Raw genomic sequence first — 25,881 nt, forward strand, 5'->3', positions numbered from 1 at the left:
GCATGACAAAACAAGCTTTGCTTGAAGTCAGCAATCTGGTCCGGGAATTCCCTGCTGGCGAAAGCACGATACAAATTTTAAAAGGCATTGACCTAACTATCTATGAAGGTGAACTGGTTGCCATTGTCGGCCAGTCTGGTTCTGGTAAATCGACCCTCATGAATATTTTGGGTTGTTTGGACCGACCTACGAGTGGTAGTTATAAGGTTAATGGGCAAGAAACGGGTAAACTTGAGCCTGATCAGCTCGCTCGACTACGCCGTGAATATTTTGGTTTTATTTTCCAGCGCTACCATTTACTTGGTGACTTATCTGCTGAAGGTAACGTTGAAGTTCCCGCTGTTTATGCAGGGGTTACCCCTTCTGAACGTAAACAACGCGCCACAGCTCTACTGACCGAATTAGGTTTAGGTACTAAAACACTCAATAGGCCAAGCCAACTTTCTGGTGGTCAGCAGCAACGTGTGTCTATTGCCCGTGCACTCATGAATGGCGGTGACGTTATTCTGGCAGATGAACCGACAGGAGCACTCGACTCTCATAGTGGTGTTGAGGTGATGCGTATTTTGCGTGAACTCAATGCCGCAGGTCACACTATTATTTTAGTCACTCATGATATGCAAGTTGCAAAAAATGCGACTCGTATTATCGAGATTAGTGACGGAGAAATTATTAGTGATCGTCCTAACGTTCCAGATCAAGCAGCTGAACCGATCAAATCTGATCCTGATGCCGCTCCTGCTTTACAAGGTAAACAGAAGAAAGGCAAAAGTATTTCTGCATGGCGTTCTACTTTAGACCGTTTATCAGAAGCCTTTCAAATGGCTTTACTGTCTATGAATGCCCATCGCATGCGTACTTTTTTAACCATGCTTGGGATCATTATTGGTATTGCGTCTGTTGTTACAGTGGTCGCTTTAGGTAAAGGCTCTCAACAGCAAATTTTAAGCAATATTAGTAGTCTCGGAACAAATACAATTACGGTATTTCAGGGCCGTGGTTTTGGTGACAACTCAAAAACTGCAAGTTTTAAGACTTTGGTTCCTGCCGATGCTGATGCGTTAATGACTCAGCCTTATGTCAGTGCGGTCAGTCCAATGGTTAGTACATCCAAAACTATGCGTTACCAACAAAATGAAGCAAATGCGACCATTAATGGTGTGAGTAATGATTATTTCGATGTAAAAGGTTTGGTCTTTAAAGATGGGCAAACTTTTGACCAACGTAGTGTTCGTGATCGCTCACAAGATGTAGTCATTGATACTAATACTCAAAAACAATTTTTTAGTGACGGTACCAACCCAATCGGTCAAGTGGTACTGCTCGGTAGTGTACCTGCTCGTATTATTGGTGTTGTAGAACCGCAGACAAGCGGTATGGGCTCAGATGACACTCTAAATGTCTATATGCCTTATACAACCGTAATGAGCCGTATGTTGGGTCAGTCGAATGTACGTAATATCGTGGTTCGTATTAATGATAAATATTCAACTGCTGCCGCAGAAAATGCCATCGTTAACTTATTAACCCAGCGCCATGGTGCACAAGATATTTTCACCATGAACAGTGACAGTATCCGTCAAACCATTGAGAAAACGACTAGCACAATGACGCTTCTAGTTTCAGCAATTGCCGTAATTTCATTGGTTGTTGGTGGTATCGGGGTCATGAATATTATGTTGGTTTCGGTGACCGAACGTACTCAAGAAATTGGTGTACGTATGGCCGTAGGTGCTCGTCAAAGTGATATTTTGCAGCAATTCCTGATTGAAGCAATTTTGGTGTGTTTAATTGGTGGCGTGCTTGGCGTCTTACTATCGCTTGGCCTTGGGCAACTTATTAATAAATTTGCTGGCGGTAACTTTAGCGTGGCTTATTCAAGCACTTCTATTATTGCAGCATTTGTCTGTTCAACACTGATTGGTGTCGTTTTTGGTTTCTTACCAGCTAAGAATGCCGCGAAACTTGACCCTGTTGCCGCACTATCTCGAGAATAAGGAAAATTGCATGTCTTTCTCTATGGCTAAACTCAGCACAGCACTTCTTCTCACAGGTTCTCTTGTAGGATGTGCAGCTGTAGTAAAAACACCTTATGAAGCACCTGCGGTACAAGTTCCGGGTAGCTTTCAATATGACACAGCAAAAACAAAAACCATGTCTGCCGATCAATACTCTGATCGTTGGTGGACCCTTTTTAACGATGCGCAGCTCAATCAGCTTGTGAGCAATGTATTAGAACGTAACAGTGATTTAGCAGTTGCAGGTATTGCCTTAAAGCAAGCTCGTTTACAAGCTGATCTAACGGCAAACAAACAAGGCTTGCGTACCAGTTCTAGTGTTTCTACAGGACATTCTTTCGATTTAAATTCGGGAGATGACAGTGCTAAAGGTCTTTCAATGAGCGCTGGAGTAAGCTATGAGCTTGACTTGTTTGGCAAGCTTGCACGCCAAACCGAAGCAAGTAAATGGGAAGCTTTAGCAACCGAACAAGACTTACAAGCTACTGGACAAAGCTTAATTGCAACCACTGCCAAACTCTATTGGCAACTGGGTTATTTAAATGAACGTTATGCGACTGCTCAGCAAAGCCTAGCAACGTCTCAAAAGCTTTATGACTTGGTTCAAATTCAATATAAAGCTGGTGCCGTTTCAGGTGTAGATCTGACTCAAGCAGAACAATCAGTGCAAAGCCAAAAAGCAAGCTTAAGCCAAATTGAACAACAACTAGTTGAAACACGCACAGCCATCGCAGTGTTATTGCATGAACCATTGCAACAATTAAATATTCAAGAGCCAAAACGTTTACCACGCACCGCTCTACCTGCAATTGGGGCTGGCTTACCCGCCGATATTTTATCGCGCCGCCCTGATTTGCAAGCAAGTGAGCTACGCTTAAGAAAAGCATTAGCAACTAAAGATGCAACCAAAGCAAGCTACTACCCTTCGATTAGCTTAACCAGTAGTTTAGGTTCAAGCAGCACATCATTAACGGAGTTGTTACGTAACCCTGCTCTAACTTTAGGTGCAAGTTTGAGCTTACCATTTTTGCAATATAACGATATGAAAAAAGATATCGCGATTAGCAATCTGGATTATGAGAAAGCGATTATTCAATATCGCCAAACGCTTTATCAGGCTTTTGCTGATGTAGAAAATGCTTTATCGAGTCGTACAGAACTCGACAAGCAAGTAGCGTTACAAGAACGTAATGTTGAACTTGCAGAAAAAACCGAACGTTTAACTGAAGTCCGCTACCGTTATGGTGCTGTTGCATTAAAAACACTTCTTGATGCACAGCAAACCACTCGTACTGCGCGCTTAAGCCTCGTTGAAACCAAGCAAAGCCAATACAACGCGTATGTCACTCTCATGCAAGCTTTAGGTGGTTCACCTGTAAAAGAACTGCCGCAATAACCTGTACCAATTAAAAAAGCCGTAGTCCTTCAACTACGGCTTTTTTATGGCTGAATAAATTTTAAAACTTATTCATCATCCATCATAGATTGGCTCATACCTACAGTATTGAAACCAGCATCTACATATAGAATTTCGCCAGTAATACCTGAAGCCCAAGGTGAGCATAGGAACAACGCTGCGTTACCTACTTCTTCAATAGTTACATTACGCTTTAACGGCGCAACTTTTTCATTGGCATCTAACATTTTACGGAAAGATTTAATACCAGAAGCAGCTAAAGTACGGATTGGACCCGCAGAAATCGCGTTTACACGGATACCATCAACACCTAAGCTTGATGCCAAGTAACGAACACCAGCTTCTAAAGAAGCTTTTGCCATACCCATTACGTTGTAGTTAGGCATAACGCGCTCAGAACCTTGGTAAGTCAAAGTTAATAAACAACCTTGGCGAGCTTGTAATAAAGGTTTTGCAGCACGTGCCATTGCAACAAAGCTGTATGCGCTGATGTCATGAGCAACTTTAAAACCTTCACGGTCAGTCACGTCAGTGAAATCACCGTCAAGTGTATGTGCAGGTGCAAAGCCAATTGAGTGTACAACACCGTCTACACCATCCCAATGTTTTGCAAGTTCTGCAAATGCATTATCAATTTCAGCATCAACAGCAACATCACATGGAAACACAAGCTTAGAACCGAATTGCTCAGCAAATTCATCCACACGTTTTTTTAATTTTTCGTTTGGATAAGTAAACGCAAGCTCTGCACCTTCACGGTGTAATGCTTGGGCAATACCAAAAGCAATTGATAATTTACTAGCAACGCCTGCAATCAAAAAGCGCTTACCTGCTAAAAGTCCTTGTGTCATGCCGATCTCACTCAAAACAATTTCAAGCATAATGCCAATATTCGGCGGTTTTCGAAATTGCATAATGCATCTTTTTTCAAAAATCGCACGAAAAAAAATCGCTCCTGATGAGGAGCGACTTCTAGATGAATTCAATCTTAGTCGTCAGACAATAAGCCAAGTAAGCGTAAGAAAGAAATATACATCCACACTAAAGTTGCAAGTAATGCGATACCACACAACCATTCCATGAATTTTGGCGCACGATATGCTGCATTAGTTTCAATTAAATCAAAATCTAAAATCAGGTTAAGTGAAGCAATCACTGCAACAAATGCAGCAAAACCAATACCTAACCAGTTGCTTTCAAAAATATAAGGAACACTTGAACCAAATGCTAAACGCATAACCATCTGCACAATAAATACAATAAAGATCGCCAAAGATGCAGAGATTACAACTGACTTGAACTTTTCAGTTGCGCGAATAATTTGGAATTTATATAGACCAAACATCACCAAAGTGGTGACAAAGGTCGCTAATAAAGCCTGAAGAGGTACACCTGGGTACTTCAACTGGAAAGTAAAGGAAATACCACCTAAAAAAGCCCCTTCAAATAAGGCATACGGAATTGCCAATGTTGGCGCAGTCGTTGGTTTAAACGTTGTAATTAAAGCTAAAACCAAGCCCCCAATTGCACCTACAATTGAAGCCGCGTAAGCAATACCAACATTTGCAGTAAAGGCTGCATAGAAAAATAAAGCGACACCCACCGCAGCAGCAATGACTGTCAACATTACAGATTTTTGAATCGCACCTTGCACAGTCATCGGTTGACTATAGTCACTGACCGTTTCAACACGGGTCAATATCGGGTTATTACTTTGCATAAATGCTCTCTTTTTATAATAAAAATTTAAAACATCATTTTAAGCAAAATGAATATGAAAGCCAAATCAGGCGATCGGCATTATTGTAACAAGGCCCTTAAATAATAAAAAAGGAGGCAATAGCCTCCCTTTCATATCACTCTGGTAAGGTTATTAATCTTTACCGTCAGTGTTCATGATAAAGAAGTATTCACGGTAATATTTCAACTCGGAAATCGAGTCACGAATATCATCCATTGCCAAATGCGATGCATTCTTTTTCAAACCGCTCATGATTTCAGGACGCCAGCGTTTTGAAAGTTCTTTTACCGTAGATACATCAAGATTACGATAGTGGAAATACTGCTCTAGTTCAGGCATAAGACGGTGTAAGAAACGGCGGTCCTGACAGATTGAGTTACCGCACATTGGTGAAACTTTTGGATTAACCCATTTTTTTAGGAATTCTAAAGTTTGTAACTCAGCATCACGAGCTGTTAATTTACTGCGTCGAACTCGTTCAATCAGGCCAGACTGCCCATGTTGACGAGTGTTCCATTCATCCATTGCATTTAAAATACGATCAGGTTGATGAATAGCCAAAACTGGACCTTCGGCAAGTACATTTAAATGATCATCTGTAATAATTGTTGCGATTTCAATAATTTGGTCATTATCGGTATCTAATCCGGTCATTTCCAGATCAATCCAAATTAATCGTGTATTTAAAGTACTGCTCATGAATGTACGTTCTAAAATGCCGTAAAAACATCAATAGTAGCAAATTTCTTGCTTCCGCGCTGTAATTCTATAGCTGCTTCATGCTATTTTTGCGGTCTTCAAACAATGGTTTTTTTGGGATATGAATGGCTTTAATTCGTAAGCGTCGTTTAACTGAACAACAGCAACGTCGTATTGAAAAACAGCATAAAACTCGCCAAGAAGAGATCGATACTTCACAGGATCTGGACGGACTCGTTGTACAACACTACGGTCGTCAACTTGAAGTACAAGCCCTCTCTGTACCTGAGCATCACCCAGAAAAACCACAAGTTGCCGAAGGAGAACCAGAACCATTCTGGAAACCGATCGAACTCAATAGTGTTTGGCGCTGTCATACTCGAACTAACCTTGAGTTATTGGTCACTGGCGATCGTGTTAAATGGCAAGCTGACCCAAATACGGGTTTAGGTATTATTACAGCCATTCACCCGCGCACCTCTTTACTCACTCGTCCTGACCGCTATCACAAAGTTAAACCAGTGGCTGCAAACATCAGTTTGATTGTGATTGTATTTTCACCACTGCCTGAACCAGCTCCAACACTAATCGATCGATATTTAGTTGCTTGTGCAGACGCTAATATTCCTGCTCTTTTGGTCCTCAATAAATCTGATTTACTCACTGAAAATGACCCAATTCTCACTCTATTAGAAGAATATAAAACTTTGGGTTATGAGGTGATGATTTGTCAGTCTAAAAAAGGTGATATCTCTGCTTTATCTGAACGTTTAGATGGTGAAACTGTAGCATTTGTAGGGCAATCAGGCGTAGGAAAAAGTTCTTTAATTAACGTGCTCATTCCAGATGCAGAGCAAAAAACCAATGTTATTTCTGAAAACTCTGCACTTGGACAACACACAACAACCTCTACGCGCTTAATCAACTTCGGTAAAAATGGTGCCTTAATTGATTCTCCGGGAATTCGTGAGTTTGGGCTTTGGCATCTCGATTTAGATAAAATTCGTATGGGCTTTCCAGATATTGCAGCGCATCTGGGTTCTTGCCAATTCCGTAATTGCACGCACACTCATGAAAAGAATTGTGGCTTAAAACATGCAGTCGAAGCTGGTGAAATTTTGCCGCGACGTCTAGATAGCTTTTTGCGTTTAATCGACGAGATTCAAGAAGCACAGCAAAAAAACTGATTTTCTGCCCTATTTGCCCTTGAAGTGGTGATTTTGATCACCATCTATATACGCTATACTCTAGGTCAATTTTGTTTTTAATTTTTTTAGGTGACTTGTGGAACGCTGGTTAGAGTTTATGGGGAATCACCCCATTTTGTTTGGTACGCTCGGAGTCTTGATCGTGTTGTTCTTCATTTTTGAAGGTCAACGTAACGGTCGTAAAATTTCTCCACAGTCGCTTGGTATTTTAGTGAAAGCGAAAAATGCGCTTTTAATTGACTTACGCGATAGCAAAGATTTCCGCGAAGGTCATATTAGCGGTAGTCGCAATATTCCGTATAGCCAAATTGCAAGTCATGCTGAAGAATTAAAAGCAAGTGACCGTCCATTGGTATTTATTTGCAACTTGGGGCAAGTTGCTGGAAGTGCTTTGCAAAAAGTTGCTCACCACGATAGCTATCGTCTTGATGGTGGTATCAGTAACTGGAAAGCACAAGGCTTACCTCTTGTTAAAAGCAAACCAAAAGCTTAAGGAGAATTATCATGGCTGCAAACGTCATTGTTTACTCAACTTCTGTATGCCCGTATTGCGTTCGTGCTAAACAGTTACTTGAGCGTAAAGGTGTTGCTTATAAAGAAGTAAATCTTTCTGTTGAAGCACCCGAATTACGTGTTGAATTAATGCAACGCACAAATCATCGTACTGTCCCACAAATTTTCATTAACGATCAGTTTATCGGTGGTTTTGACCAACTTTATGCTTTAGAGCGTGAAGGTAAACTCGACGAATTATTGGCTTAACATCGCATCCATATTAAGGAAAAAACAATGAGCGAAGAACAACAAGTTCAACCACAATTAGCTTTAGAGCGTATTTATACAAAAGATATTTCTTTTGAGGTTCCTGGGGCGCAGGTTTTCACTAAACAATGGCAACCTGAACTTAATATCAATCTTTCTTCTGCTGCAGAAAAGATTGACCCGACTCACTTTGAAGTTTCTTTAAAAGTTGTGGTACAAGCTGATAACGACAACGAAACAGCGTTCATTGTAGATGTAACTCAATCAGGTATTTTCTTGATCGATAATATTGAAGAAGAGCGTTTACCTTATATTTTAGGCGCATATTGCCCAAATATTTTGTTCCCGTTCTTGCGTGAAGCTGTAAATGATTTAGTCACTAAAGGTAGCTTCCCACAGTTACTTCTTACTCCAATCAACTTTGATGCAGAGTTTGAAGCGAACATGCAACGTGCTCAAGCTGCTGCTGTTGAAGGCCAAGCTTAATTTTAGCTTTTCCTTTTAGTAAAAAAACCGCGTAATACGCGGTTTTTTTTATGTACGCTATTTCACTTATTAACGATCAAGTGAATGAAGCTGAATAGATGGAAACTGGAAACCTCGGCAAGATAACTCTGAACGCCACGCCACGGTTAACATCATATTGCCAACAATAAAATTCTGATAAGCAAATGTACCATTCAGTGGATGAGAACAGATTCCCCCTTGGTCTGTAGGGTGCGCTTGAGTATTTAATGTATTTAAATCTAAACGTATGCCTAGTCCTGATGCTTTTAGAACCGCTTCTTTAGTGGTCCAGACTTTGAACCAATATTCTCTATCTTGGTCTAAACTTAGCCACGTTGCATATTCATCGGGATGAAAAGCATGTTTTGCTAATGCATCTAAACGTACATTTCGATCAAGCTCCTCAACATCTACACCAATATTTTTAACCTGTTCACTCATGGCTAAAGCGTAGAATTGTTGGCTATGTGAATGATTAAAATGCAAATTATGATTTAACAAATAAGGTTTACCATGTTCATGCTTGGCAAACTCCAATTCCGTTGAATTGAGTTGTAGTTTCTCTGCAATCAGTCTATTTCTGACACTCTGTATTTGTTGTTTTTTATAATGATTAAATGTACGGAAGTCGGGGAAATCTTGTTTCGATTTTAAAAGAAGCTGAGATAATGCCTGTGTGTAGACTTCAATTTTACGCTTAGACATTATCTCGACCTTACTTTAAATGATTAGAATTTAACTACATCGCCTTTTAATGCAACACCCGCCATCATGGCACCTTTATAGCAATCGTAAGTTGTGGTACTTGTGGTTTCATTGGCTTTAAAATAGCTCACAATATTGGTCACGGCGTTTGCCCCTTGTGCTTTAGCATTGTTTTGCATTTGGATCAGTGCTGAACGTAAAACCCAGTCACAAGACGTTGCTGCCGACTTACCAAAACCATTGGTCTTTTTATTGGTTACCGCATCTTTTTGAATAACTTTACCACCAGACTTTGTACCTTTTAAATAAAACTTTACCGAACCATCCAGCGTCCCATCTGCAACCGCACGGTCTACAGCTTCTTTAAAATTTAACTGATGTACTTCATCTCCAGCCTGAACAGTGGCAGTAAAACCCGCACTTAGCATTGCTACAAATAAAAGTTTTTTATTTAACATTGTTGTGTTCCTTATTGTTTAACACGTTTAAAAATAAGCGAAGTATTAATTCCGCCAAAAGCAAAGTTATTGCTCATAATAATGTCAGCATCCAAATTTCTCGGCTGCTGAACGATATAATCCAGTTCACCACATAGTGGGTCGATTTCATCTAGATTTAAAGTTGGAATAAAACGGCCACGATTCATCATTTCGATGCTTAGCCAAGCTTCAATAGCTCCACACGCCCCCAGCGTATGTCCAAAATAACTCTTTAAAGAGCTGATTGGTTTATAGCCTAAAACTTTTGCAGTAGCTTGACTCTCCGCTACATCCCCCTGATCTGTTGAAGTCCCATGAGCATTTACATAGGCAATATCTTTAGCTTCTACAGAGGCATCTTTAAGCGCTAATTCCATACAACGCCCCATCATTTCTGACTCAGGACGAGTAACGTGTTGGCCATCAGTATTGCTACCATAGCCAATCACCTCTGCATAAATATGGGCACCGCGGGCTTTGGCATGCTCATATTCTTCTAAAATTAAACAGCCTGCGCCTTCACCAATCACCAATCCATCTCGTTTAGCATCAAATGGACGCGGTGTTTTTTCTGGTTGGTCATTCATTCCACTGGTCGCGAACAATACATCAAAAACTGCTGCCCCTGCCGCACTGAGTTCCTCTGCACCACCCGCAATCATGACCTGTTGTTTGCCATATTTAATGGCTTCATAGGCTTGCCCAATCGCCATAGAACCAGAGGTACAGGCACTTGAGGTAGGTAAAGTTAAGCCTTTAAGACCAAAATATACGGTCATGTTCACGGCACTTGTGTGGGCCATCATACGAATATAAGTGGTTGCATTGATCTTACTCATGCTCTGATGAAGCAACATGCTAGCAAACTCACCCACGGCATCTACACTACCCGCGGAAGAACCAAAGGCAACACCCGCTTCGCCACTAGATAAAATTTCATGTCCAAGCAAACCAGCATTTTGTAAAGCAGTTTCGGCACAAACCACCGACATAAGCGCTACACGCCCCATCCCGCGGGTGACTTTACGGTTAAAATGTTTTGGAATATGAAAAGATTCTACAGGTCCAGCAAGCTTGGTCCGAAGGTCAACATATTGCTCCCACTCGGGCATGTAACGAATACCGCTTTTAGCAGCTTCAAATCGTGCAAAGATGTCATCAGCAGTTTCACCTAAAGAGGTAATTCCTGCCATTCCTGTCACAACCACACGCTTCATCAGATGAGTCCTCCATTCACAGAGATCACCTGTCGAGTTACATAAGAGGCTTCATCTGAACATAAGAATTTCACTACGCTCGCCACTTCATCGACCTGTCCCATGCGTTGCAACGGAATCATTTTTAGCGCATGTTCTTTAACTTCATCTGTCACCATTTCGGTCTCAATGAGCCCAGGTGCAACACAGTTCACGGTAATTTTTCGTTTAGCCAATTCGAGTGCCAAAGCCTTGGTCGCACCAATCAATCCTGCTTTTGCAGCACTATAGTTGACCTGACCGCGGTTCCCCATAATTCCAGACACAGAAGATAAAGTGACAATACGGCCACCTTTGCGTAAGTGAATCATTGGCATGATGAGCGGTTTTAAAACATTATAAAAACCATCTAAAGACGTCGAAATCACTTCATCCCAGTCTTGATCGGTGAGTGCTGGAAAAGCACCATCATGGGTAAGACCTGCATTCAATACAACGCCATAGAAAGCGCCATGCTGTTCTACATCTTGTTCTAAAATTTGTTGAACCGCCTGGCGTTCAGTTACATCAAACATTAAATAATGACTATTTTGACCTAAGGCTTGAATCTCTTGGACAACTTGCTCAGCCTCTGCCTGACGCGAACGTGCATGTACAGTCACATCAAAACCAGCCTTTGCAAGTTGTAATGCAATCGCTTTCCCAATTCCTCGACTTGAACCCGTTACTAAAATTCGTCTTGTCACAATGTATTCCTAATTCTTTGTGGTTATTCAAATGGTGTGTCTGTAGGTTCAAATACACTTAACATTGCCTGAATGCGGTGTTCAGCATATTGAATTTCACAGGAAAATTGCCCAAGTCCTTCATGAAAATATTGTTGCTCTATTTGAATGATCAATCGTGAACCCAAAGCGAAATAAGGAATGGGTAAATGTAATTTACGCGTTCCCAATAAAAAACCGACTTTTGGCGTTTGTTTTGACTGCTCACCTTGCCAGCCTGAATAAGCACTAATGGTTTGTGCCATAATTTCAATACTTGCCCATGTCGGCAAACCTTCTTCTTCACAAAACATGAGCTCTGGCGTAATCGTGAGTTCTGCTTGCGCTCGCCCTTCTGCAACCTCGGTTAAATGGTCAATAAATACCATCGGCTGTTCATGAGGAATATATTGAATTGCATCTAGTTTCATTAGGGCTTCACTCCAAAAACAAGACTAATATTACTTCCCCCAAAAGCGAAAGAATTACTCATGACATAGCGAATGGATTGTTTTAGTTCAGCATCTTGCACATAGTTTTGGTCAGCCAAATCTGGATCAACCTCAACATTTTGATGTAAAGGCAACCAACTTTGATCCTTTAGAATCTGTTCACAAATAAAAGTTTCGATGGCACCCGCTGCACCGAGGCAATGTCCAGTTTTATGTTTTGTACTACTTAAAGCCACTGGGTAATCGCCAAAAACTTGTCGTACAGCCTTAATTTCCATTGCGTCATTTTGTGGAGTTGCTGTTCCGTGCAAGTTGATATAACCCACCTCTTGAGCGGAAATATGTGCCATATCTAATGCACGTTGCATAGCTAAAGCGGCACCTTTACCTTCAGGGTGCGGGGCTGAAATGTGCCATGCATCCATAGATTCACCCGCTCCCATTAACATGACAGGTGCTTGTTCTTTACTTAGTACAAAAAACGCAGCAGCTTCACCAATATTAATACCATCACGGTTTACGCCGCAGGGTTGGCAAATATGTTCAGATAAACTTTCTAAACTATTAAATCCATTTAGGGTCAACTTGCACAAGGTGTCGACGCCACCCACCAGCACAACATCTGCTAAATCTGCGTGAAGTAATCGCTGCCCCGCCGCTAATGCTTTAGCGCTTGAAGAACAAGCTGTCGAAATAGTATAGGCGGGCCCTTCCCATCCTAAGTACTGCTGTAATGCTTTCGCTAAACAGCTCATTTCTTGAGGATAATGAGATATCGATAGATCGGTTTGCCCTTGAAAATATTGCTTAAGTAATAATTCATTATCTGCAATACCAGAAGTAGATGTGCCCACTACAATGGCCAAACTTTTATTTTCAAAAGATGCTGTATAGGCTTTTAACTCTGATTCAATTTCGGCTAATGCGGTTAATGCAAAACGTAGATTACGTGAATCTACAGACTGTAAAGCATCAGGTACGCTCGAACATAATGGATGCGTATATTGCCCCACCCAAACATCACGATCAGCAATTAAATCATCTCGCAAACTCAAGGTTTGCTCGGGCTGTTGTAATGCTTGTTTGATTTGATTAAGTTCACAGCCTAATGCAGATAAACCAACGCTAAATTGTATGCCTACTACCATTGGGGCTGGATTTTCTGAAGGTAAATGTTTCATGGCGTAGGACTTTCTTCTGTCTGCAAAGTGTTCTCAATCGAACTCAGCGTCATGGTATAAAGGACTTGTTCATTAATCAATTCAATGCTTCCTTGCCCTTGTTTAAGCTGCAACACAGGCTGCTTTTCAATATAAACAACCTGCTTGTCTGCTTCTTGTTTAATCTCTACGGCTTGCTGTCCTAAATGTGAAAACTGAGGGTATGTCGCAAACAAAAGGTCACGCACCACAAACTCAAAAGGCAATAAACGCATTTGATCAATACGCTGTTCAACATGAACCCGATGCCCATCAAACTGTAACTTAAATAATTGCTGGCCTGTCAGGCTTAAAGCGACCATATCCAGTACAGCACCCTTTTGCTGTTGATATAGCAAGAAGCTAAAACTTTGCTGCTTCCACTGAACCTCAACCTGATCTTGCCTTTGATAAGTCTGAGCTTGCCACAGTGGACTTTGCAGCCCTTTAGCATGTGGCATGACCTGACAACCATTTAAAAATATAAAGCTACTGAGTAATATCGTTGCCCATTTACGTTGCATGTTATCCCTCAAGTACCTGTTCTTGCGCCAAGCCTTCACGACAATATTCTGCCAAAGTGCTGAGTCTACGTTTGGCATTTTTATGGATTGGATTTTTTTCATCCCACGCATAACCAGCCAATAATGAAGAAATCATACGGCGAATGCCTTCATTCTGATTTTGCGAAAACACCACATCTTGGAACTCACCTTCGTACCATGATTCAACATAAGCACGAAATACCTGAATACCACGGCGTAATGGTTTTTCATATTCTTGTAACCAGTCGACTTGCTCACCTTGTAAAACTCTTTCAACCAAAGGAACAGCCAAACTTGAAGATTTAAGAGCAATCGTCACACCTGATGAAAATACAGGGTCCAAAAACTCACCCGCATTACCTAATAGCGCATAGTTTTGGCCTGCCAAGTGTTTTACATTCGCTGAGTAGCCCACCAAGGTACGCACTGGTTTATCAAACTTAGCTTGACGTAGTACATGTGACAAGCTTGTTTCATCAGCCAAAATACGCTTAAACATTGCCTCAGGTTCGTTATCTTCAGCATTTTCGACCGTGTATTTGTCAAAAAAATCTTGTTCTGCAACGATACCAAAAGAAGCCCGTCCATCTGCAAATGGAATCAGCCAATACCATGCACGATGATCTTTTTCATGAACAGTAATTAAAATTTTATTACGGTCAAATTCAGGGTCATCTGTAATACCATCTTCAATATGGGTAAACAGTGCACGTCGTACTGGAAAATTTGATGGGCTCTCTAAATCTAATAACTTTGGCAAAATCCGCCCAAAACCACTCGCATCTAACAAGAATTTAGTTTGAATTTGATAACGTTGTTGTTTTTCATCAATTACTGTAAGTACAGGCTGTTCAGATGCTACATCAACATCTAAAACCTCATGTCCAAAGCGTATATCAGCACCATAAGCTTGAGCCTGCTTTGCTAGCAAATTGTCAAAATCTGCACGGCGAACTTGCCAAGTTGTGCCCGGACCATCGGTAAATTTTTCTGTAAAGTCATAAAAGCTACGCTGTTTGCCTCGTAAAAAAGCTGCTCCATTTTTGAATTGAAAAGCATATTGTTCAACATGCTCACGGACTGTTTCTAATAAACCAGCCTCTTCTAAAAATGCCATAGACTGCGGTAGCAATGATTCACCAATCGAAAAACGAGGAAAATGCTGTTTTTCGATGACCGTAACGGTATAGCCCTTTTTTCGAAGAAGTGCAGCAGCAGAACTACCTGATGGCCCAGCCCCAATAATCACAACGTCAATTTTTTCTATAGTGCTCATAGCACAACTTCCTTTTTAATTTATTCAAATTATGAATGGTCTTGTAAATTCACGATATGTTTTTCATCTGCGGGGGTTAACAAAGTCGCATAGATAAACGAGAAAATAACCCCGAATAAAACCGTTAAACCAAAACAATGAATTGCATAAGTATGGCTAAATGAAAGTAATCCAAAGCCAAGTAAAGTCGACATCATACATAAAAATAATGCCATTCCAACTACTTGCGGGTGATCATGTCCATGTCGGTAGAAAATTGCATAGTCGACGCCAATCCCAATAATCAGGAAAGTCGCCATAATACTAAACAGGTTAATCTCGACACCTAGCCATGCCTGAACAGCAAAAGTGCTTAGTAAAGCCAAACTGACTGGCAGAACCAATGGCACAATCGAACTTAGTCCATAAATAAGTGCTAAACCAATCGCCAGACCAATTAATGCATAAATCAGAAGATGTTGAGCCTGCACTCGATGTTCAGCAAACATTTGCGACATTTCGGTGATCGGTTGCTGGAAATGTATGTGATCATTCTGAAGCTGCTTTAACACGTCAGGCTGTTTTGCCCCTGTCACCATCACTAATCGTTCATTGGCTTGAGGTTGTAGAAAAGCTAACGGGTGATCTTTAAATACAGCAAAATCTAATAACGGTTGTGCTGCCAGTTGCTGTTGCCACTGTAAAACATCATTAACATTTAGTCCCATGCTTTGTGCATATTGCTGCAAAGTCGCTTTTGGAATATTTCTTAATAATTGTAGATTATTTTGCTGCTCTGCCAATGGTGGAATCCATTGACCCAAAGCTTGAAATGCATTGATTTTCCCTTGTGATTGTAACTGTTGCAAGTGTCCAATCAGTCGCTGCTCTTGTTGCTGCATTTCATTTGCCGATGCTGCACGCACCACAAAATAATCACTACTTTGTTGCTGGCCAAATTGCTCACGAACCGCTTGGTCCTGCTGTTTTAAGCTCGCGTCCATACCTTGTAAATTACGAATATCATCGTTACTTTTAAGATAGAAAAGACTCGCCGTACCTACTGCTAAAATGATTGCAATCAAGCCATAACGAACTGTGTTTCGCTGTTGAAACCATAAGCGTGCTTGACCAATCCACGACAGTGCTTTTATTGCAGGCTGGGCATTGAGTGCAGGTAATCTTGGTAATAGCAGTACACTACTGATCCACGCCGCAGTTAATCCTACAATTGAAAAGACTGCAATCTGCTTAAACCCAGGAAACGGAGTAAAACTCAAAAAGATGTAAGCAACCAATGTGGTCATTAAGCCCATAAACAAACTTGGTAATAGCGGTTTTAAAATTTGAAAACCACCAAGCTTTCTATGCTGCGATTGCATCGCCATAAAATAAAATGAAAAGTCGACACAGACGCCGATCAGACTTGCACCAAACACTAATGTCATTAAGTGAATTTCACCAAACACCCAATGTGTGACCGCAAACGCCACAAAGCTTCCAGTCGAAACTGCAATAAACTCGGTCGCCAAAGGTCGCAGTGAGCGAAAGCCGAACCAAACCAGAAAAATTAAGCCCAGTGTCGAGCCAACACCAATGGTTGAGATTTCCTGTTTAGCCGATTGCGTCCCAAAATTTGAAAATAAAATAGTTCCAGTCCAATGAGATTTTAATCCCATTGCAGCTAACTTTTGCTTAGTTTGCTCAATCCAAGTAGAGGTCTGTTCTTGATAATCAATATTGTATGGGCTTTGCGTCAACTGTAATACGAAAAGCCGAGAGATACCTTGCTCATGATGAATTGTGGCAAAACCCTGCTCCATTTCAATATCTTGTTGTGACGGAGTTGCCAACTGCATGGCATAACGGGGGAACAATAATAATGGGTCTTGCTTGAGTGACTCAGCAGTGACAGGCATGCCTGGACTCATCATCTGCATCAGACTTTGTTCAGTCAGCGCAGCATAATCCTTTTTTTGCAATAAGGCCTGATCTTGAGCACTCAACAAACCTGCTCGATGTTGATACAACTGTTTTGCAAACTGATCAAAATCTAGCTGTGGTTTGAGTGGCTGCCATAGCGCACTTTGCTTCGCTTGCGCTGTTAAGAAATGAGTCGCTTGTTGTATCGCAGCCTCATCTTTGGCATCTACCACCACAAATACTTTATTGTTAAGTTGCTCATTCATGTACTGCTGAGTACGTGCAAGTTCTGGGTCTTGCTGTACTTTAGGCAACAACGCAAAAATATTGGTTTGAATATGAATATCTTTATTCAACCACGTCACGCCAAGCCCCACTGCAATGAACAGCAGAGCAATTAACCAAAGCGCGGTAAACTTATTTTGCCAGTTGGAAAAGCGCATACTCAGCAGCCGTTAAAGTCGTCGGTTGAGAAGTCTGGTGACTAAAGCGAATAGTCGTTAAATTATTCGCTTTCTCGGTAATCACGATTTGGTTGACGTACTGTTGACCTTGAGCATCAACACGCACAAATAACTTTTTAAAAAAGCTACTTTTCGGGGTTAAGCTCATGCTCCAACCCGCTGGACTATAAGTCGCACTTACCACATTAAAATTCTTTGCCAAAGCCTGTTCATTACCAGACATGAGCTGTAAGAATAAAGTCGCGACCGAACTATATGGCGATTGATCAACCTGTATTTGGCTAAATGTACGCTGAGTTTTCTGTACCAACTTGGTTGGGGTAACGATCAAATCTGCTTGTACGGGTCGTTTGATTTGCCATGCCACACCATAAAATTTTGAGAACAACAATGAGCCGTTCGATACAAAAGTTTTATTCAAAGATGGCAATTTTTTTTGCTGTTCGAAATCAGCACGAACCGTAGGAGACTGTGACAATTGCTGAAAAATTTGAGTGATCTGTGTGGACGCTGCATAGACCGCACTTAAACTACTCATCCAAACAGCAGCACCTAAACCTAAAGTTTTGATGAATTGAGACATCACGCATTCCTCTTCGGTTGAAACTCAGACCACGCATTCAAACGATCAAACAAAACTTGAGGTGACTGGAAACACATTTCACGGGCTTCAATATTCACCGCCACCTGTGTGGTATAACCTTTGGTTAAACGTTTCCCAGATTCAGCATCAAAAATCAAATAATCAATTTTTAAGCGGTTTTCCCATTCTTTTAAAATGGCCCGAACCCGGATCTTTTGTTCAAACTCAATACCGTATGCATAGCGAACATGGCTTTCAATCACAGGCCATGCATAGCCTGATTCTTTCATCTGCATATAGTTGTAATGAAATTGATCGAGCAATTTGCAGCGCGCAATCTCAAAGTATTTTAAATAGTGTCCATGCCAAACCACATTCATGGTATCGACATCATGAAATGGAATTTCAATGATTACATCTGCATGCATTGGCTCACCTTATCCCATAAATTCTGGTTGATTAAACAATTCAAGTTGGTCTAAACGATCAACAATCTGTTGTAATTCGGTTTGTAATGGTCGGTCTTCTTCGACAAATGCAAAGCTTTGTAAGGTCCATTGCATAAATGCCTGCAATGTCGGACTGAGCTGTGCCGTTAAACCTTTCAAATGAATCGCCTGCACACTCGCGCAGCAAAGTGCTGCAATGACTTGCTGGGTCAAGGTAATTACTCGGCTCGCATCACGTGCAGCAATGGTTCCCATGCTAACTTTATCTTGGTTATGACATTCGGTTGAACGTGAAAAAATTGAAGCTGCCAAAGTATTTTTTAAGGCTTCAGCTGTCCACGCTGATACCCCGATTTGTACGGCTTTAAAGCCATGATTGAGTGGTAAACGTTCAGCTGTCGCACCTGTTAAATTACGTGGCAAACCATGGTTCATTTTATGATCGACTAGCTGTGCAATTTGTCTGTCCATCAAATCAGCAATATTGGCAATCATAATTTTTAAGCTATCCATTGCCTGTGCAATATGCCCACCGTAAAAATGACCGCCATGCAACACACGCATGCCTACTGGATCAATCAATGGATTGTCGTTACTTGAATTCAGCTCATTTTCAATAAACTGACGTAACCATACTTTTGAGTCTTCAAACACCCCAATAATATGCGGCGCACAGCGTAATGAATAACGGTCTTGCAAGCGTGGACTTTGGTGTGCCGTTTGTACTTCACTATTCAGCCATTCACGTAATTGCTTTGCTATTTGCTGCTGCCCTGGATGGGGTTTTTGTGCAAACAGTACTTCATCAAAATGACTCGGATTACCCTCTAGCGCCAATACATTTAAGGCAGTAATTAAAGTACTTGCGAGTGCGATCTGCTCTGCTTTTTTATAGTTCAAACAAGCAATCGCTGTCATCACCGCTGTGCCATTCATGAGCGCCAAACCTTCTTTAGGTCTGAGCGTTAAAGGCTGCATATTCTTTTCAGCATAAACTTGAGCAACAGGAACAATTTGTCCATTAACATAGACATCACGCTCACCGACTAATGTTCCCGCAATGTAAGACAACGGCGTTAAGTCACCGCTTGCCCCGACTGAACCTTCAGATGGAATGACTGGAATCACATTTTCGTTGAGTAGCCACACCAGACGCTCAAGTAGTGCTATCGATACACCTGAATAACCACGAGCTAACGAACATAAACGCGTTACGACTACTGCACGTGCAGTGATGACATCTAAATTTTCACCTAAACCACAGCCATGAAAACGTGAAAGATGCAGCGGTAGTTCATTAACCTGATGCAACGGCACTTCAACCAAACATGAGTCACCATAACCCGTAGTCACCCCGTAGATAACCCCTTCTTCTTCAAGAATCTGATCGAGAAAATCAGCGCCTTTTTGAATCAGTTCACGCCACTCAGACGTTTCAGGTAAAGCAACCTGACATTCGCCTCTGGCTACAGAAACGACATCTTCAATACTCATTGGCTGTTCACCTACGGTTAACACACGCATGTTATTTCGTCCAAAAATTATAAAAATTAAACCATTGATAAGGGGCACGCAGACAATGCTGTTCTAGAACGGCAACGTATGTTTTAGTGATGGTTTGCATACTTTCAATACGGTGAGCACGCGGTAAATTTACCTGCTCGGCAATTGAATGAATATGCACTTGAAACTGCTGTTGCACTCGATAACAAAACACTGCAATAACAGGTACTTTGAGTAAATTTGCTAAAATCCATGCACCTTGAGGGAAGGATGCAGGCTCCCCTAAAAAATCAATTTGCTGAACACGATCTGACTGCACAGGTACTCGATCTGCCGCCACAATGACCCACTCACCTTGTTGCATCTTGTCTTGCAGTAGCATTGCGGTTTCAATACCCAGCTCATCAACTGATAAAAGACACACATCTGCCTTATCATTTATTTTTTTCAAAAACTCATTAAATTTGGTCGCGTGCTTTTGGTAAACCAGCACATTAATTTTCTGTGGATGCTCTGACTTAATTGCTCGAAGCAATTCAATATTGCCGAAGTGAGAGACAACAATCAGAGCACCTTTTTGATAATGCTGAGAGAAGTTTTCATGTCCAAAAACTTGTAGCTCCTGCTCTGGAATATTGCCTAGCCAACCCTCAATCTTATCTAAAATACATTCGCCAAATTGCATGAAATGCGCGTAGCTATTTGTCCAATTTGGTTGGTGGCTAAAGGGAGTCTGTGATCCAGCAAAATGATGCAGTTTTTGTAAATAAAGTAAGGAAGCCTGTCTTGCTGTGGCAGCAAATAACCAATACCACATAATGACGAAGTACATCACCAACTTGCATAACCAACGTCCACCAAAACGGTAAAACCACAACATCAGCATGAGGGGCAACATACCGCCTCGCTCTTTAATGTCGTTCCATTTTGGTGAAGCTGAATCTGTCATAATTAACCTTGCAGCTTTTGTTTTAATAGCTTCGGTAAGCGAATCAGCATGCCCATAAATAAAGTTGCATGCGCTTTGCTTAGCCCTAAGTTATCTCGCCAAGCATGAAAATGAGAAATTCCCTGCTCTGGATAAACCACAGGTGTTGGTACATTAATAAAAGAGGTATTTTCCCATTTTAAACGTACTAAAATTTCACTATCAAAACCCATACGTGGCTGGAATTTAGCACTATTTAAAACCCTTATCGTGCTCGCGAGCGGATACACACGAAATCCGCACATACTGTCTTTAATTTCAAAAGACAAACTGTTTAACCAGACCCAAAAATGGGTAATGTAACGGCCATATAAGCGCTTTTTAGGAATAGAGGCATCAAAGTATGGCTGACCAATCACCATCGCATCGGGATGTTGCTGAGACTGCTCAATAAATTTTGGAATGTCATCCCAGCAGTGTTGACCATCCGAATCGAGTTGTAATGCATGACTTAACCCAAGCTCATAAGCTACACGTAAACCAGTCATTACGGCTTGCCCCTTACCCTTATTTACCTCATGTTCAATAAGATGAATTTGGGAGTATTGCTCTGCCAATGCTTTTAAAATTTGGCTACATGCAGCATCACTGCCATCATTGACCAACACAATCGGTAAATGGAAACTATCCAGATAAGCAATCAAATCTGCTAAATAATGTGGATGATTATAAACGGGAACAACAAAGCCGTAGTTGGTCTGCATTTTTAACCCTCTGCTTCTGTTTGCAAAGCAAATAATAGTCGCCCTGAAGCCAGAATCTGTTCTGAATCACGTAGTTCAAAAATTACTTTATGCTCTTTTCGAGCAAGCTTAAGTTGTACCACAGCATAAGGACGAATCAGGTTTTGGAATTTTAACTGCTCATATCCCTGACACCAGCTCAAATCAGACCAAATTGATTTAGCAAAATGTTGTAAAAAACCGATCTGCCCAACTCCAGGATAAATCGGTTGCGTTGGAAAATGCCCTTTAAAACACGCTAATTCAGGTGGAAATTCTAACTCCCAAATATAGTCATCTGAATTTTGAGACTGGGACAGCACCACGGGTTGTAACATAGGCTTAAATAGAGTTTTCAAATAGTTTTTATTGAGTTTGGACTGAGTATTTTGTGGTAACTGGCTGAGGAAACGCCATTGACGTGGAATCGCAATCGTTTCCAAGCTATCTTTCAACTGTTGTTTTAAATGGCTGACAAAAGCTGACTTACCATGCTGTTGTAACTGCTCACGAGCTTGTCCTGTCAGAACAACAATACAACCCAACATTTGGCGTTGCTCATGTTCAAATACAAGTACATGACAATGTTTTACAACCTCTAAAGCCTGAATACTTTGTTCAATCGCGTCTAGACTCAATCGCTTTTCTTCAAGTTTTACAATTCGATCTGTACGTCCCATCAGCGTAAAGGTCTGACATGTTGCATCTGTCCATGCTGCGCCATCACCTGTAATAATCCAGTCATTCTCAAAGGCATGGTTACTTTTTACGATGAGCTGTTGGTCTTCAATACGAATAGCCACATTACTAAACGCAGTCCAAGCATCTTCATCTTTAGCACGATGGGCAATACCACCAGTTTCCGAACTTCCCAAAACTTCAATAATCGGACGGTTTAAGTAAGGACGAATACCACTGTCTAGCTTGCCACCAGAGCTAAAGACCATTTGACAGTGTTGCAAAACGACATCGGTTGTCCAGCGTTTTAATAATGCAGGACTCGATATCAAATAATTGCTTAATCCCAACGTTTCTAATTGTTTTTGAGCTTGTACCACATCTTCTGGGAATGCCATTTGAGGCGCATAAAAACTTCGACCAGTAGCAAGTGGTAGCAGTAATTTAAACAGTAATCCATAAATATGTTGATGACTAACAGTTGCAATCGCAATTGCATGTTCATCAAAACTAAAGCTCTGACTCAACCCTTGAACTTCGTTGAGTAATTGTTTGAGTGTTCTTGGGATTTTTTTAGGTTCACCAGTTGAACCTGATGTATAAAAATAGAGTTGCGCCTGCTCTAAAAAAGTATCGTCTAAGGTTAAAGATAAAGGAACAACTTTTTCAGTATTTTGGCGCTTTAAAAAATAAATCTGCTGTGCTGCAAAATCTTGTTCTAGTTCACGTACCCGATTTGGTGGTAAAAGTATTTGTTTTTTCGCTAGCAAAGCAGCAAAGAATAAAACCAGAAATTCATAGCTATCTGCTTCCCATAAAGCCCAAGTTAGATTTTCCATTTGAGCAATTGCAGTAGCTTGTAAGGCCACATCCTGCCAAAAGTAATTAAAACTGGTCGAGTGCAGAGCACTGTCTATACAAAGTGGCTGAGCTGAATCGATGAATTTCTGAAAATGGCAATACATAGTTTTTAATTAATGATTTGAAGAATGCAAACGCTGATGTCGCTTGCGCAAAATAAATTCACCAAGGAACAAAATGCCCATCAGCACATAAGAAATAAAGCCATTATAAATGACCCAAACCTGAGTTGAGGTAAAAAGCACAGTGCTTAAAGCAATCAGTGCATTACAAAAAAAGAAAACACACCAAACTTTAGTCACCTGTCTGGTCCACTGCACCCCAGAATCAGGTAAATCAGGTTCAACGAGTCGGGCAAAGCGTTCAATCATAGATGGCGGCTTAATCAGTGTCAGCGCAAAAATAATTAATGCGCCTAAACTCATACCCACTGGATATAACTTTAGCCAAGCATGGTCATGTAACAATAAACTTAGACCGCCGCAAACGATAGCAAAACTCGTTAATGGCCATAATAACGAGTTGCCTTTGCTAAAAAGTCTGATCACACCCAACCCGATGAGTAAAGCACTCACCCAGACAAATTGGCCATGCGTCAAACTCCAGCCCACAATAAAGGGATACAGCACAAAAAGTGCCGTCATTATCCCTTTAAGAACAAACTTCATTCAGCAGTCATATTCTGAATAACCGTCACCACATCAAGCACGGTTCTCACATTTTTAAAGTCTTCAGGCTTTACTTGCTTGCCTGTTAACTCTTTAATTTTTACAACTAAATCGACCGCATCAATGCTGTCTACATCAAGATCAGAATAAAGGTTCGAATCGAGTTGAACAGACTCCGGTTCAATTTCAAACAAATCTTCCATCCATTCGCGGAGTTTAGTTAGTACTTGCTCTTGAGATAACATCATCACGCTCCTTATGACTTCTGTTGTGCTTCAACTAAAGCAACCAAGCTCTGGATTGACTTAAAATGCTGTTTGGTTTCATCCGACTCTGCATTTAAATGAATGTTGTAACGCTTTTTCAAAGCCAGTCCCAACTCAAGTGCGTCAATTGAGTCTAATCCTAGACCTTCTCCAAATAATGGAGCTTCTGTATCAATATCGGCAATAGTAATATCTTCTAGTGCTAGAACATCAATAATCATTTGCTTTAGTTCATCAGCAAGATTGCTCATTTCAAGATAACTCTTCTTCAAAAATTTTATAAAAACTACGACTTAACTGACGAACTTGTTTAGGTCCTACTGTTAAATCATCTAACAGATCTGATACCTGTACTGCATCTAACACCTTAACCTCAATATGGAACGGTTGAGATGGTACGTGATACCATTTTTCATTCTTGGTTAACGTAGATGGTGTACAAGTAATAATTACTGGGCGAATTGGTACATTTGCACGAATGGCAATATTGGCTGCGCCTCGCTGAAACTCGTTTAGGGTCATCCCTTTTTCAGTGCGCGTTCCTTCCGGAAAAATTAAAAGAGAAGCCGCATTGTTTTCTTTTAGACGCTTTACACAGTCTTCTACAAACTGCTGAGAACCTGCATTTAAAATATAACCTGCGCTTTGTACCGGTCCTTTAGTAAATGGGTTCGACCAAAGAGATTGCTTCACGACACAATTAGCCTGCTGCATCATACCAATTAGTACTACAACATCAATCAAAGTCGGATGATTGGCAATCACCAGCTCTTGGCGACTATTTTGTAGCTTTTCTAACCCTTCTACCGAATACGTCATAATGCCAAGTTTGACCATCATGTCGGTAAAGCCTTTAAAACTATGCTTAATCACATTTTGCGCACGTTGCTGCCGCTTTTGTGGATCAGAAGTGGTTGCATTGAGTACGGGTGCAATCACTGAGGCAATGGCCATACCGCCTAGCCCAAAACTGGCAAAGCTAAAACCAGTAGCAGCCACACGCCAGCAATAATTACTTTTTTGCTTGAGATTTTTAAGATTTAGCATTTGTTCCACCCAAATGCAGATGTTAACTGGTCAGCATCCTGCCAAAAATGAGCAAAAGCAGGAGCATCTGCTTCATCTATATGCGTCCACGCAGTAATTTGTAAATTAGGTTGCTCTAAAGTAACGACAGCGGCCATCGCATAGGCAGGAAAATTGATTGCCTCAGTATAAATACTAGGTAATGGTTCATCATAAGCGACGACTAAGACTCGCTTAATCTCAGGCATTGACTTTAAAAGTGCATAAGCCTCAATCAAACCCTCAGTCCATGAACAGCTTAAGCTTGTAGAGGGAGTATCATCCTGACATAAAATTGAATAGAGACCAGAAATTGCATTATGAACAGACGTTGAAAATTGTGTAGGCGATGGGGTTTGATCATTTAAAACATCTTGCAAGATATTTAACGTTTTGGCCTCATCACCATATTTTGATACCCAAACAATATAATCGGCCTTATTACCGTCTAATGCGCCGATCGCACTATTTAAAGCAAGTTTAGCCAATGGTGATAAACGTCTACGCTGCATAGCCGGGATGCAGTCGAGCGCCGTATAGGAGGGCTGAGCATGTGTAAATATAAGCTGAGCAAGATGTAATGTTACCATGCTAAAAAATGAACCCTAAGCCGCGTTATTCTGTCGAAATATAAATTATTTTATAAAGATGCTGATTATAGCATTCGTTATAAAATTTACAAAAAATTACGTTTATTACTCACACTTTTTCATAACTCTTCGGACTAGCTCATTTATTTGCAAAAAAAACCCAAAGAAAACTTT

29 protein-coding genes are annotated in these 25,881 nt (G+C 40.9%); 6 read left to right on the forward strand and 23 right to left on the reverse strand.

The genetic code is table 11. From position 1 onward, the window contains the following. Positions 1 to 2: 2 nt before the first annotated feature. Together macB and cmeC are read left to right on the forward strand one after the other, a co-directional pair. Positions 3 to 1,997, forward strand: coding sequence for a MacB family efflux pump subunit (macB, locus tag SOI81_RS14745; protein WP_016142218.1), 1,995 nt, complete (start codon positions 3 to 5; stop codon positions 1,995 to 1,997). 22 nt (positions 1,998 to 2,019) lie between these two features. After that, positions 2,020 to 3,414 (forward strand): efflux transporter outer membrane subunit, encoded by a 1,395-nt coding sequence (gene cmeC, locus SOI81_RS14750; RefSeq protein WP_239974989.1) that lies wholly within the window; start codon positions 2,020 to 2,022, stop codon positions 3,412 to 3,414. 68 nt (positions 3,415 to 3,482) lie between these two features. Here the strand turns inward: cmeC and fabI are convergent, their stop codons facing one another. The 3 genes from fabI to orn all read right to left on the reverse strand — a co-directional run bounded on the left by fabI (position 3,483) and on the right by orn (position 5,875). Beyond that, positions 3,483 to 4,286: an enoyl-ACP reductase gene (fabI, locus tag SOI81_RS14755; RefSeq protein WP_031944198.1), complete on the reverse strand. Its 804-nt coding sequence runs from the start codon at positions 4,284 to 4,286 to the stop codon at positions 3,483 to 3,485. A 137-nt stretch (positions 4,287 to 4,423) separates the two neighbouring features. After that, positions 4,424 to 5,155: a Bax inhibitor-1/YccA family membrane protein gene (locus SOI81_RS14760; RefSeq protein ID WP_004794670.1), complete on the reverse strand. Its 732-nt coding sequence runs from the start codon at positions 5,153 to 5,155 to the stop codon at positions 4,424 to 4,426. A 153-nt stretch (positions 5,156 to 5,308) separates the two neighbouring features. After that, positions 5,309 to 5,875 (reverse strand): oligoribonuclease, encoded by a 567-nt coding sequence (gene orn, locus SOI81_RS14765; RefSeq protein ID WP_000099436.1) that lies wholly within the window; start codon positions 5,873 to 5,875, stop codon positions 5,309 to 5,311. A 125-nt stretch (positions 5,876 to 6,000) separates the two neighbouring features. On the opposite strand from orn, the gene rsgA reads away from it, so the two are divergent. The 4 genes from rsgA (at position 6,001) to secB (ending at position 8,331) form a co-directional block, all read left to right on the forward strand. Continuing rightward, positions 6,001 to 7,062, forward strand: coding sequence for a ribosome small subunit-dependent GTPase A (rsgA, locus tag SOI81_RS14770; protein ID WP_239974826.1), 1,062 nt, complete (start codon positions 6,001 to 6,003; stop codon positions 7,060 to 7,062). A gap of 97 nt (positions 7,063 to 7,159) precedes the next feature. Beyond that, a complete protein-coding gene (gene yibN, locus SOI81_RS14775) occupies positions 7,160 to 7,576 on the forward strand; it encodes a rhodanese-like domain-containing protein (protein ID WP_016142222.1) in 417 nt (138 codons plus the stop codon). An 11-nt stretch (positions 7,577 to 7,587) separates the two neighbouring features. Beyond that, the gene (gene grxC, locus SOI81_RS14780; protein ID WP_239974827.1) at positions 7,588 to 7,845 is read left to right on the forward strand and encodes a glutaredoxin 3; all 258 of its coding nucleotides are present in this window, start codon (positions 7,588 to 7,590) and stop codon (positions 7,843 to 7,845) included. Positions 7,846 to 7,872: 27 nt separating this feature from the next. Further along, complete coding sequence (gene secB, locus SOI81_RS14785; RefSeq protein WP_002115005.1) at positions 7,873 to 8,331, forward strand: protein-export chaperone SecB; 459 nt, start codon at positions 7,873 to 7,875, stop codon at positions 8,329 to 8,331. Between the two features lie 69 nt (positions 8,332 to 8,400). Here the strand turns inward: secB and ffp are convergent, their stop codons facing one another. The 20 genes from ffp to SOI81_RS14885 are packed head-to-tail and all read right to left on the reverse strand — an operon-like array spanning position 8,401 to position 25,707. Continuing rightward, the gene (ffp, locus tag SOI81_RS14790; RefSeq protein ID WP_239968891.1) at positions 8,401 to 9,057 is read right to left on the reverse strand and encodes a 4'-phosphopantetheinyl transferase family protein; all 657 of its coding nucleotides are present in this window, start codon (positions 9,055 to 9,057) and stop codon (positions 8,401 to 8,403) included. Between the two features lie 23 nt (positions 9,058 to 9,080). Then, the gene (locus SOI81_RS14795; RefSeq protein ID WP_057075728.1) at positions 9,081 to 9,515 is read right to left on the reverse strand and encodes a hypothetical protein; all 435 of its coding nucleotides are present in this window, start codon (positions 9,513 to 9,515) and stop codon (positions 9,081 to 9,083) included. 11 nt (positions 9,516 to 9,526) lie between these two features. Then, positions 9,527 to 10,753 carry a beta-ketoacyl-ACP synthase gene (gene fabF, locus SOI81_RS14800; protein ID WP_016142224.1) on the reverse strand — a complete coding sequence of 409 codons (1,227 nt, stop codon included), beginning with the start codon at positions 10,751 to 10,753 and terminating at the stop codon, positions 9,527 to 9,529. Continuing rightward, the gene (fabG, locus tag SOI81_RS14805; RefSeq protein WP_224992288.1) at positions 10,753 to 11,478 is read right to left on the reverse strand and encodes a 3-ketoacyl-ACP reductase FabG2; all 726 of its coding nucleotides are present in this window, start codon (positions 11,476 to 11,478) and stop codon (positions 10,753 to 10,755) included. Before fabG ends, fabF begins: the two co-directional genes overlap by 1 nt. Before the next feature lie 23 nt (positions 11,479 to 11,501). After that, on the reverse strand, positions 11,502 to 11,927 hold the full coding sequence (locus SOI81_RS14810; protein ID WP_239974828.1) for a 3-hydroxylacyl-ACP dehydratase: 426 nt from the start codon (positions 11,925 to 11,927) through the stop codon (positions 11,502 to 11,504). Continuing rightward, on the reverse strand, positions 11,927 to 13,129 hold the full coding sequence (oxsM, locus tag SOI81_RS14815; RefSeq protein WP_239974829.1) for a beta-ketoacyl-[acyl-carrier-protein] synthase family protein: 1,203 nt from the start codon (positions 13,127 to 13,129) through the stop codon (positions 11,927 to 11,929). Before oxsM ends, SOI81_RS14810 begins: the two co-directional genes overlap by 1 nt. After that, positions 13,126 to 13,671 (reverse strand): DUF3261 domain-containing protein, encoded by a 546-nt coding sequence (locus SOI81_RS14820; RefSeq protein ID WP_239974830.1) that lies wholly within the window; start codon positions 13,669 to 13,671, stop codon positions 13,126 to 13,128. The genes oxsM and SOI81_RS14820 overlap by 4 nt, the downstream gene beginning before the upstream one ends. A 1-nt stretch (position 13,672) precedes the next feature. After that, complete coding sequence (locus tag SOI81_RS14825) at positions 13,673 to 14,968, reverse strand: NAD(P)/FAD-dependent oxidoreductase (RefSeq protein ID WP_239974832.1); 1,296 nt, start codon at positions 14,966 to 14,968, stop codon at positions 13,673 to 13,675. A gap of 29 nt (positions 14,969 to 14,997) precedes the next feature. Then, a complete protein-coding gene (locus SOI81_RS14830) occupies positions 14,998 to 17,313 on the reverse strand; it encodes a hypothetical protein (RefSeq protein ID WP_320540947.1) in 2,316 nt (771 codons plus the stop codon). Beyond that, positions 17,288 to 17,917: an outer membrane lipoprotein carrier protein LolA gene (locus tag SOI81_RS14835; RefSeq protein WP_320540948.1), complete on the reverse strand. Its 630-nt coding sequence runs from the start codon at positions 17,915 to 17,917 to the stop codon at positions 17,288 to 17,290. The genes SOI81_RS14830 and SOI81_RS14835 overlap by 26 nt, the downstream gene beginning before the upstream one ends. After that, positions 17,917 to 18,345 carry an acyl-CoA thioesterase gene (locus SOI81_RS14840; protein WP_000542808.1) on the reverse strand — a complete coding sequence of 143 codons (429 nt, stop codon included), beginning with the start codon at positions 18,343 to 18,345 and terminating at the stop codon, positions 17,917 to 17,919. Before SOI81_RS14840 ends, SOI81_RS14835 begins: the two co-directional genes overlap by 1 nt. Positions 18,346 to 18,354: 9 nt before the next feature. After that, positions 18,355 to 19,890 carry an aromatic amino acid ammonia-lyase gene (locus SOI81_RS14845; RefSeq protein WP_320540949.1) on the reverse strand — a complete coding sequence of 512 codons (1,536 nt, stop codon included), beginning with the start codon at positions 19,888 to 19,890 and terminating at the stop codon, positions 18,355 to 18,357. A gap of 1 nt (position 19,891) precedes the next feature. Continuing rightward, positions 19,892 to 20,818, reverse strand: a complete 927-nt coding sequence (locus tag SOI81_RS14850; protein WP_262457047.1) for an acyltransferase — start codon at positions 20,816 to 20,818, stop codon at positions 19,892 to 19,894. A 2-nt stretch (positions 20,819 to 20,820) separates the two neighbouring features. After that, positions 20,821 to 21,561, reverse strand: a complete 741-nt coding sequence (locus tag SOI81_RS14855) for a glycosyltransferase family 2 protein (RefSeq protein WP_262457048.1) — start codon at positions 21,559 to 21,561, stop codon at positions 20,821 to 20,823. 2 nt (positions 21,562 to 21,563) lie between these two features. Beyond that, positions 21,564 to 23,222: an AMP-binding protein gene (gene vraA, locus SOI81_RS14860; protein ID WP_320540950.1), complete on the reverse strand. Its 1,659-nt coding sequence runs from the start codon at positions 23,220 to 23,222 to the stop codon at positions 21,564 to 21,566. Positions 23,223 to 23,231: 9 nt separating this feature from the next. Further along, positions 23,232 to 23,786: a septation protein IspZ gene (locus SOI81_RS14865; protein WP_057105329.1), complete on the reverse strand. Its 555-nt coding sequence runs from the start codon at positions 23,784 to 23,786 to the stop codon at positions 23,232 to 23,234. Next, entirely contained in the window at positions 23,783 to 24,037 is a 255-nt protein-coding gene (locus tag SOI81_RS14870; RefSeq protein WP_080649511.1) for an acyl carrier protein, read from the reverse strand. Before SOI81_RS14870 ends, SOI81_RS14865 begins: the two co-directional genes overlap by 4 nt. A gap of 5 nt (positions 24,038 to 24,042) precedes the next feature. Continuing rightward, on the reverse strand, positions 24,043 to 24,303 hold the full coding sequence (locus SOI81_RS14875; RefSeq protein WP_000067033.1) for a phosphopantetheine-binding protein: 261 nt from the start codon (positions 24,301 to 24,303) through the stop codon (positions 24,043 to 24,045). A gap of 1 nt (position 24,304) precedes the next feature. Beyond that, the gene (locus tag SOI81_RS14880) at positions 24,305 to 25,108 is read right to left on the reverse strand and encodes a lysophospholipid acyltransferase family protein (RefSeq protein WP_081033665.1); all 804 of its coding nucleotides are present in this window, start codon (positions 25,106 to 25,108) and stop codon (positions 24,305 to 24,307) included. Continuing rightward, complete coding sequence (locus SOI81_RS14885) at positions 25,093 to 25,707, reverse strand: beta-ketoacyl synthase chain length factor (RefSeq protein WP_239974843.1); 615 nt, start codon at positions 25,705 to 25,707, stop codon at positions 25,093 to 25,095. Before SOI81_RS14885 ends, SOI81_RS14880 begins: the two co-directional genes overlap by 16 nt. Positions 25,708 to 25,881 lie beyond the last annotated feature (174 nt).

The organism is Acinetobacter pittii (assembly GCF_034067285.1).
Classification (GTDB): Bacteria; Pseudomonadota; Gammaproteobacteria; order Pseudomonadales; family Moraxellaceae; genus Acinetobacter; species Acinetobacter pittii_E.

Bases quoted from the DNA above. Each gene is read 5' to 3' on its own strand.
- orn (WP_000099436.1), bottom strand. From the start codon at position 5,875: ATGAGCAGTACTTTAAATACACGATTAATTTGGATTGATCTGGAAATG.
- SOI81_RS14825 (WP_239974832.1), bottom strand. From the start codon at position 14,968: ATGAGCACTATAGAAAAAATTGACGTTGTGATTATTGGGGCTGGGCCA.
- fabF (WP_016142224.1), bottom strand. From the start codon at position 10,753: ATGAAGCGTGTGGTTGTGACAGGAATGGCAGGAATTACCTCTTTAGGT.
- SOI81_RS14840 (WP_000542808.1), bottom strand. From the start codon at position 18,345: ATGCATGCAGATGTAATCATTGAAATTCCATTTCATGATGTCGATACC.
- SOI81_RS14855 (WP_262457048.1), bottom strand. From the start codon at position 21,561: ATGCAGACCAACTACGGCTTTGTTGTTCCCGTTTATAATCATCCACAT.
- cmeC (WP_239974989.1), top strand. From the start codon at position 2,020: ATGGCTAAACTCAGCACAGCACTTCTTCTCACAGGTTCTCTTGTAGGA.
- SOI81_RS14830 (WP_320540947.1), bottom strand. From the start codon at position 17,313: ATGCGCTTTTCCAACTGGCAAAATAAGTTTACCGCGCTTTGGTTAATT.
- SOI81_RS14795 (WP_057075728.1), bottom strand. From the start codon at position 9,515: ATGTTAAATAAAAAACTTTTATTTGTAGCAATGCTAAGTGCGGGTTTT.
- SOI81_RS14760 (WP_004794670.1), bottom strand. From the start codon at position 5,155: ATGCAAAGTAATAACCCGATATTGACCCGTGTTGAAACGGTCAGTGAC.
- SOI81_RS14850 (WP_262457047.1), bottom strand. From the start codon at position 20,818: ATGACAGATTCAGCTTCACCAAAATGGAACGACATTAAAGAGCGAGGC.
- SOI81_RS14875 (WP_000067033.1), bottom strand. From the start codon at position 24,303: ATGAGCAATCTTGCTGATGAACTAAAGCAAATGATTATTGATGTTCTA.
- fabI (WP_031944198.1), bottom strand. From the start codon at position 4,286: ATGACACAAGGACTTTTAGCAGGTAAGCGCTTTTTGATTGCAGGCGTT.
- vraA (WP_320540950.1), bottom strand. From the start codon at position 23,222: ATGTATTGCCATTTTCAGAAATTCATCGATTCAGCTCAGCCACTTTGT.
- SOI81_RS14835 (WP_320540948.1), bottom strand. From the start codon at position 17,917: ATGTCTCAATTCATCAAAACTTTAGGTTTAGGTGCTGCTGTTTGGATG.
- SOI81_RS14845 (WP_320540949.1), bottom strand. From the start codon at position 19,890: ATGCGTGTGTTAACCGTAGGTGAACAGCCAATGAGTATTGAAGATGTC.
- SOI81_RS14865 (WP_057105329.1), bottom strand. From the start codon at position 23,786: ATGAAGTTTGTTCTTAAAGGGATAATGACGGCACTTTTTGTGCTGTAT.
- grxC (WP_239974827.1), top strand. From the start codon at position 7,588: ATGGCTGCAAACGTCATTGTTTACTCAACTTCTGTATGCCCGTATTGC.
- secB (WP_002115005.1), top strand. From the start codon at position 7,873: ATGAGCGAAGAACAACAAGTTCAACCACAATTAGCTTTAGAGCGTATT.
- rsgA (WP_239974826.1), top strand. From the start codon at position 6,001: ATGGCTTTAATTCGTAAGCGTCGTTTAACTGAACAACAGCAACGTCGT.
- SOI81_RS14885 (WP_239974843.1), bottom strand. From the start codon at position 25,707: ATGGTAACATTACATCTTGCTCAGCTTATATTTACACATGCTCAGCCC.
- SOI81_RS14810 (WP_239974828.1), bottom strand. From the start codon at position 11,927: ATGAAACTAGATGCAATTCAATATATTCCTCATGAACAGCCGATGGTA.
- oxsM (WP_239974829.1), bottom strand. From the start codon at position 13,129: ATGAAACATTTACCTTCAGAAAATCCAGCCCCAATGGTAGTAGGCATA.
- ffp (WP_239968891.1), bottom strand. From the start codon at position 9,057: ATGTCTAAGCGTAAAATTGAAGTCTACACACAGGCATTATCTCAGCTT.
- macB (WP_016142218.1), top strand. From the start codon at position 3: ATGACAAAACAAGCTTTGCTTGAAGTCAGCAATCTGGTCCGGGAATTC.
- SOI81_RS14820 (WP_239974830.1), bottom strand. From the start codon at position 13,671: ATGCAACGTAAATGGGCAACGATATTACTCAGTAGCTTTATATTTTTA.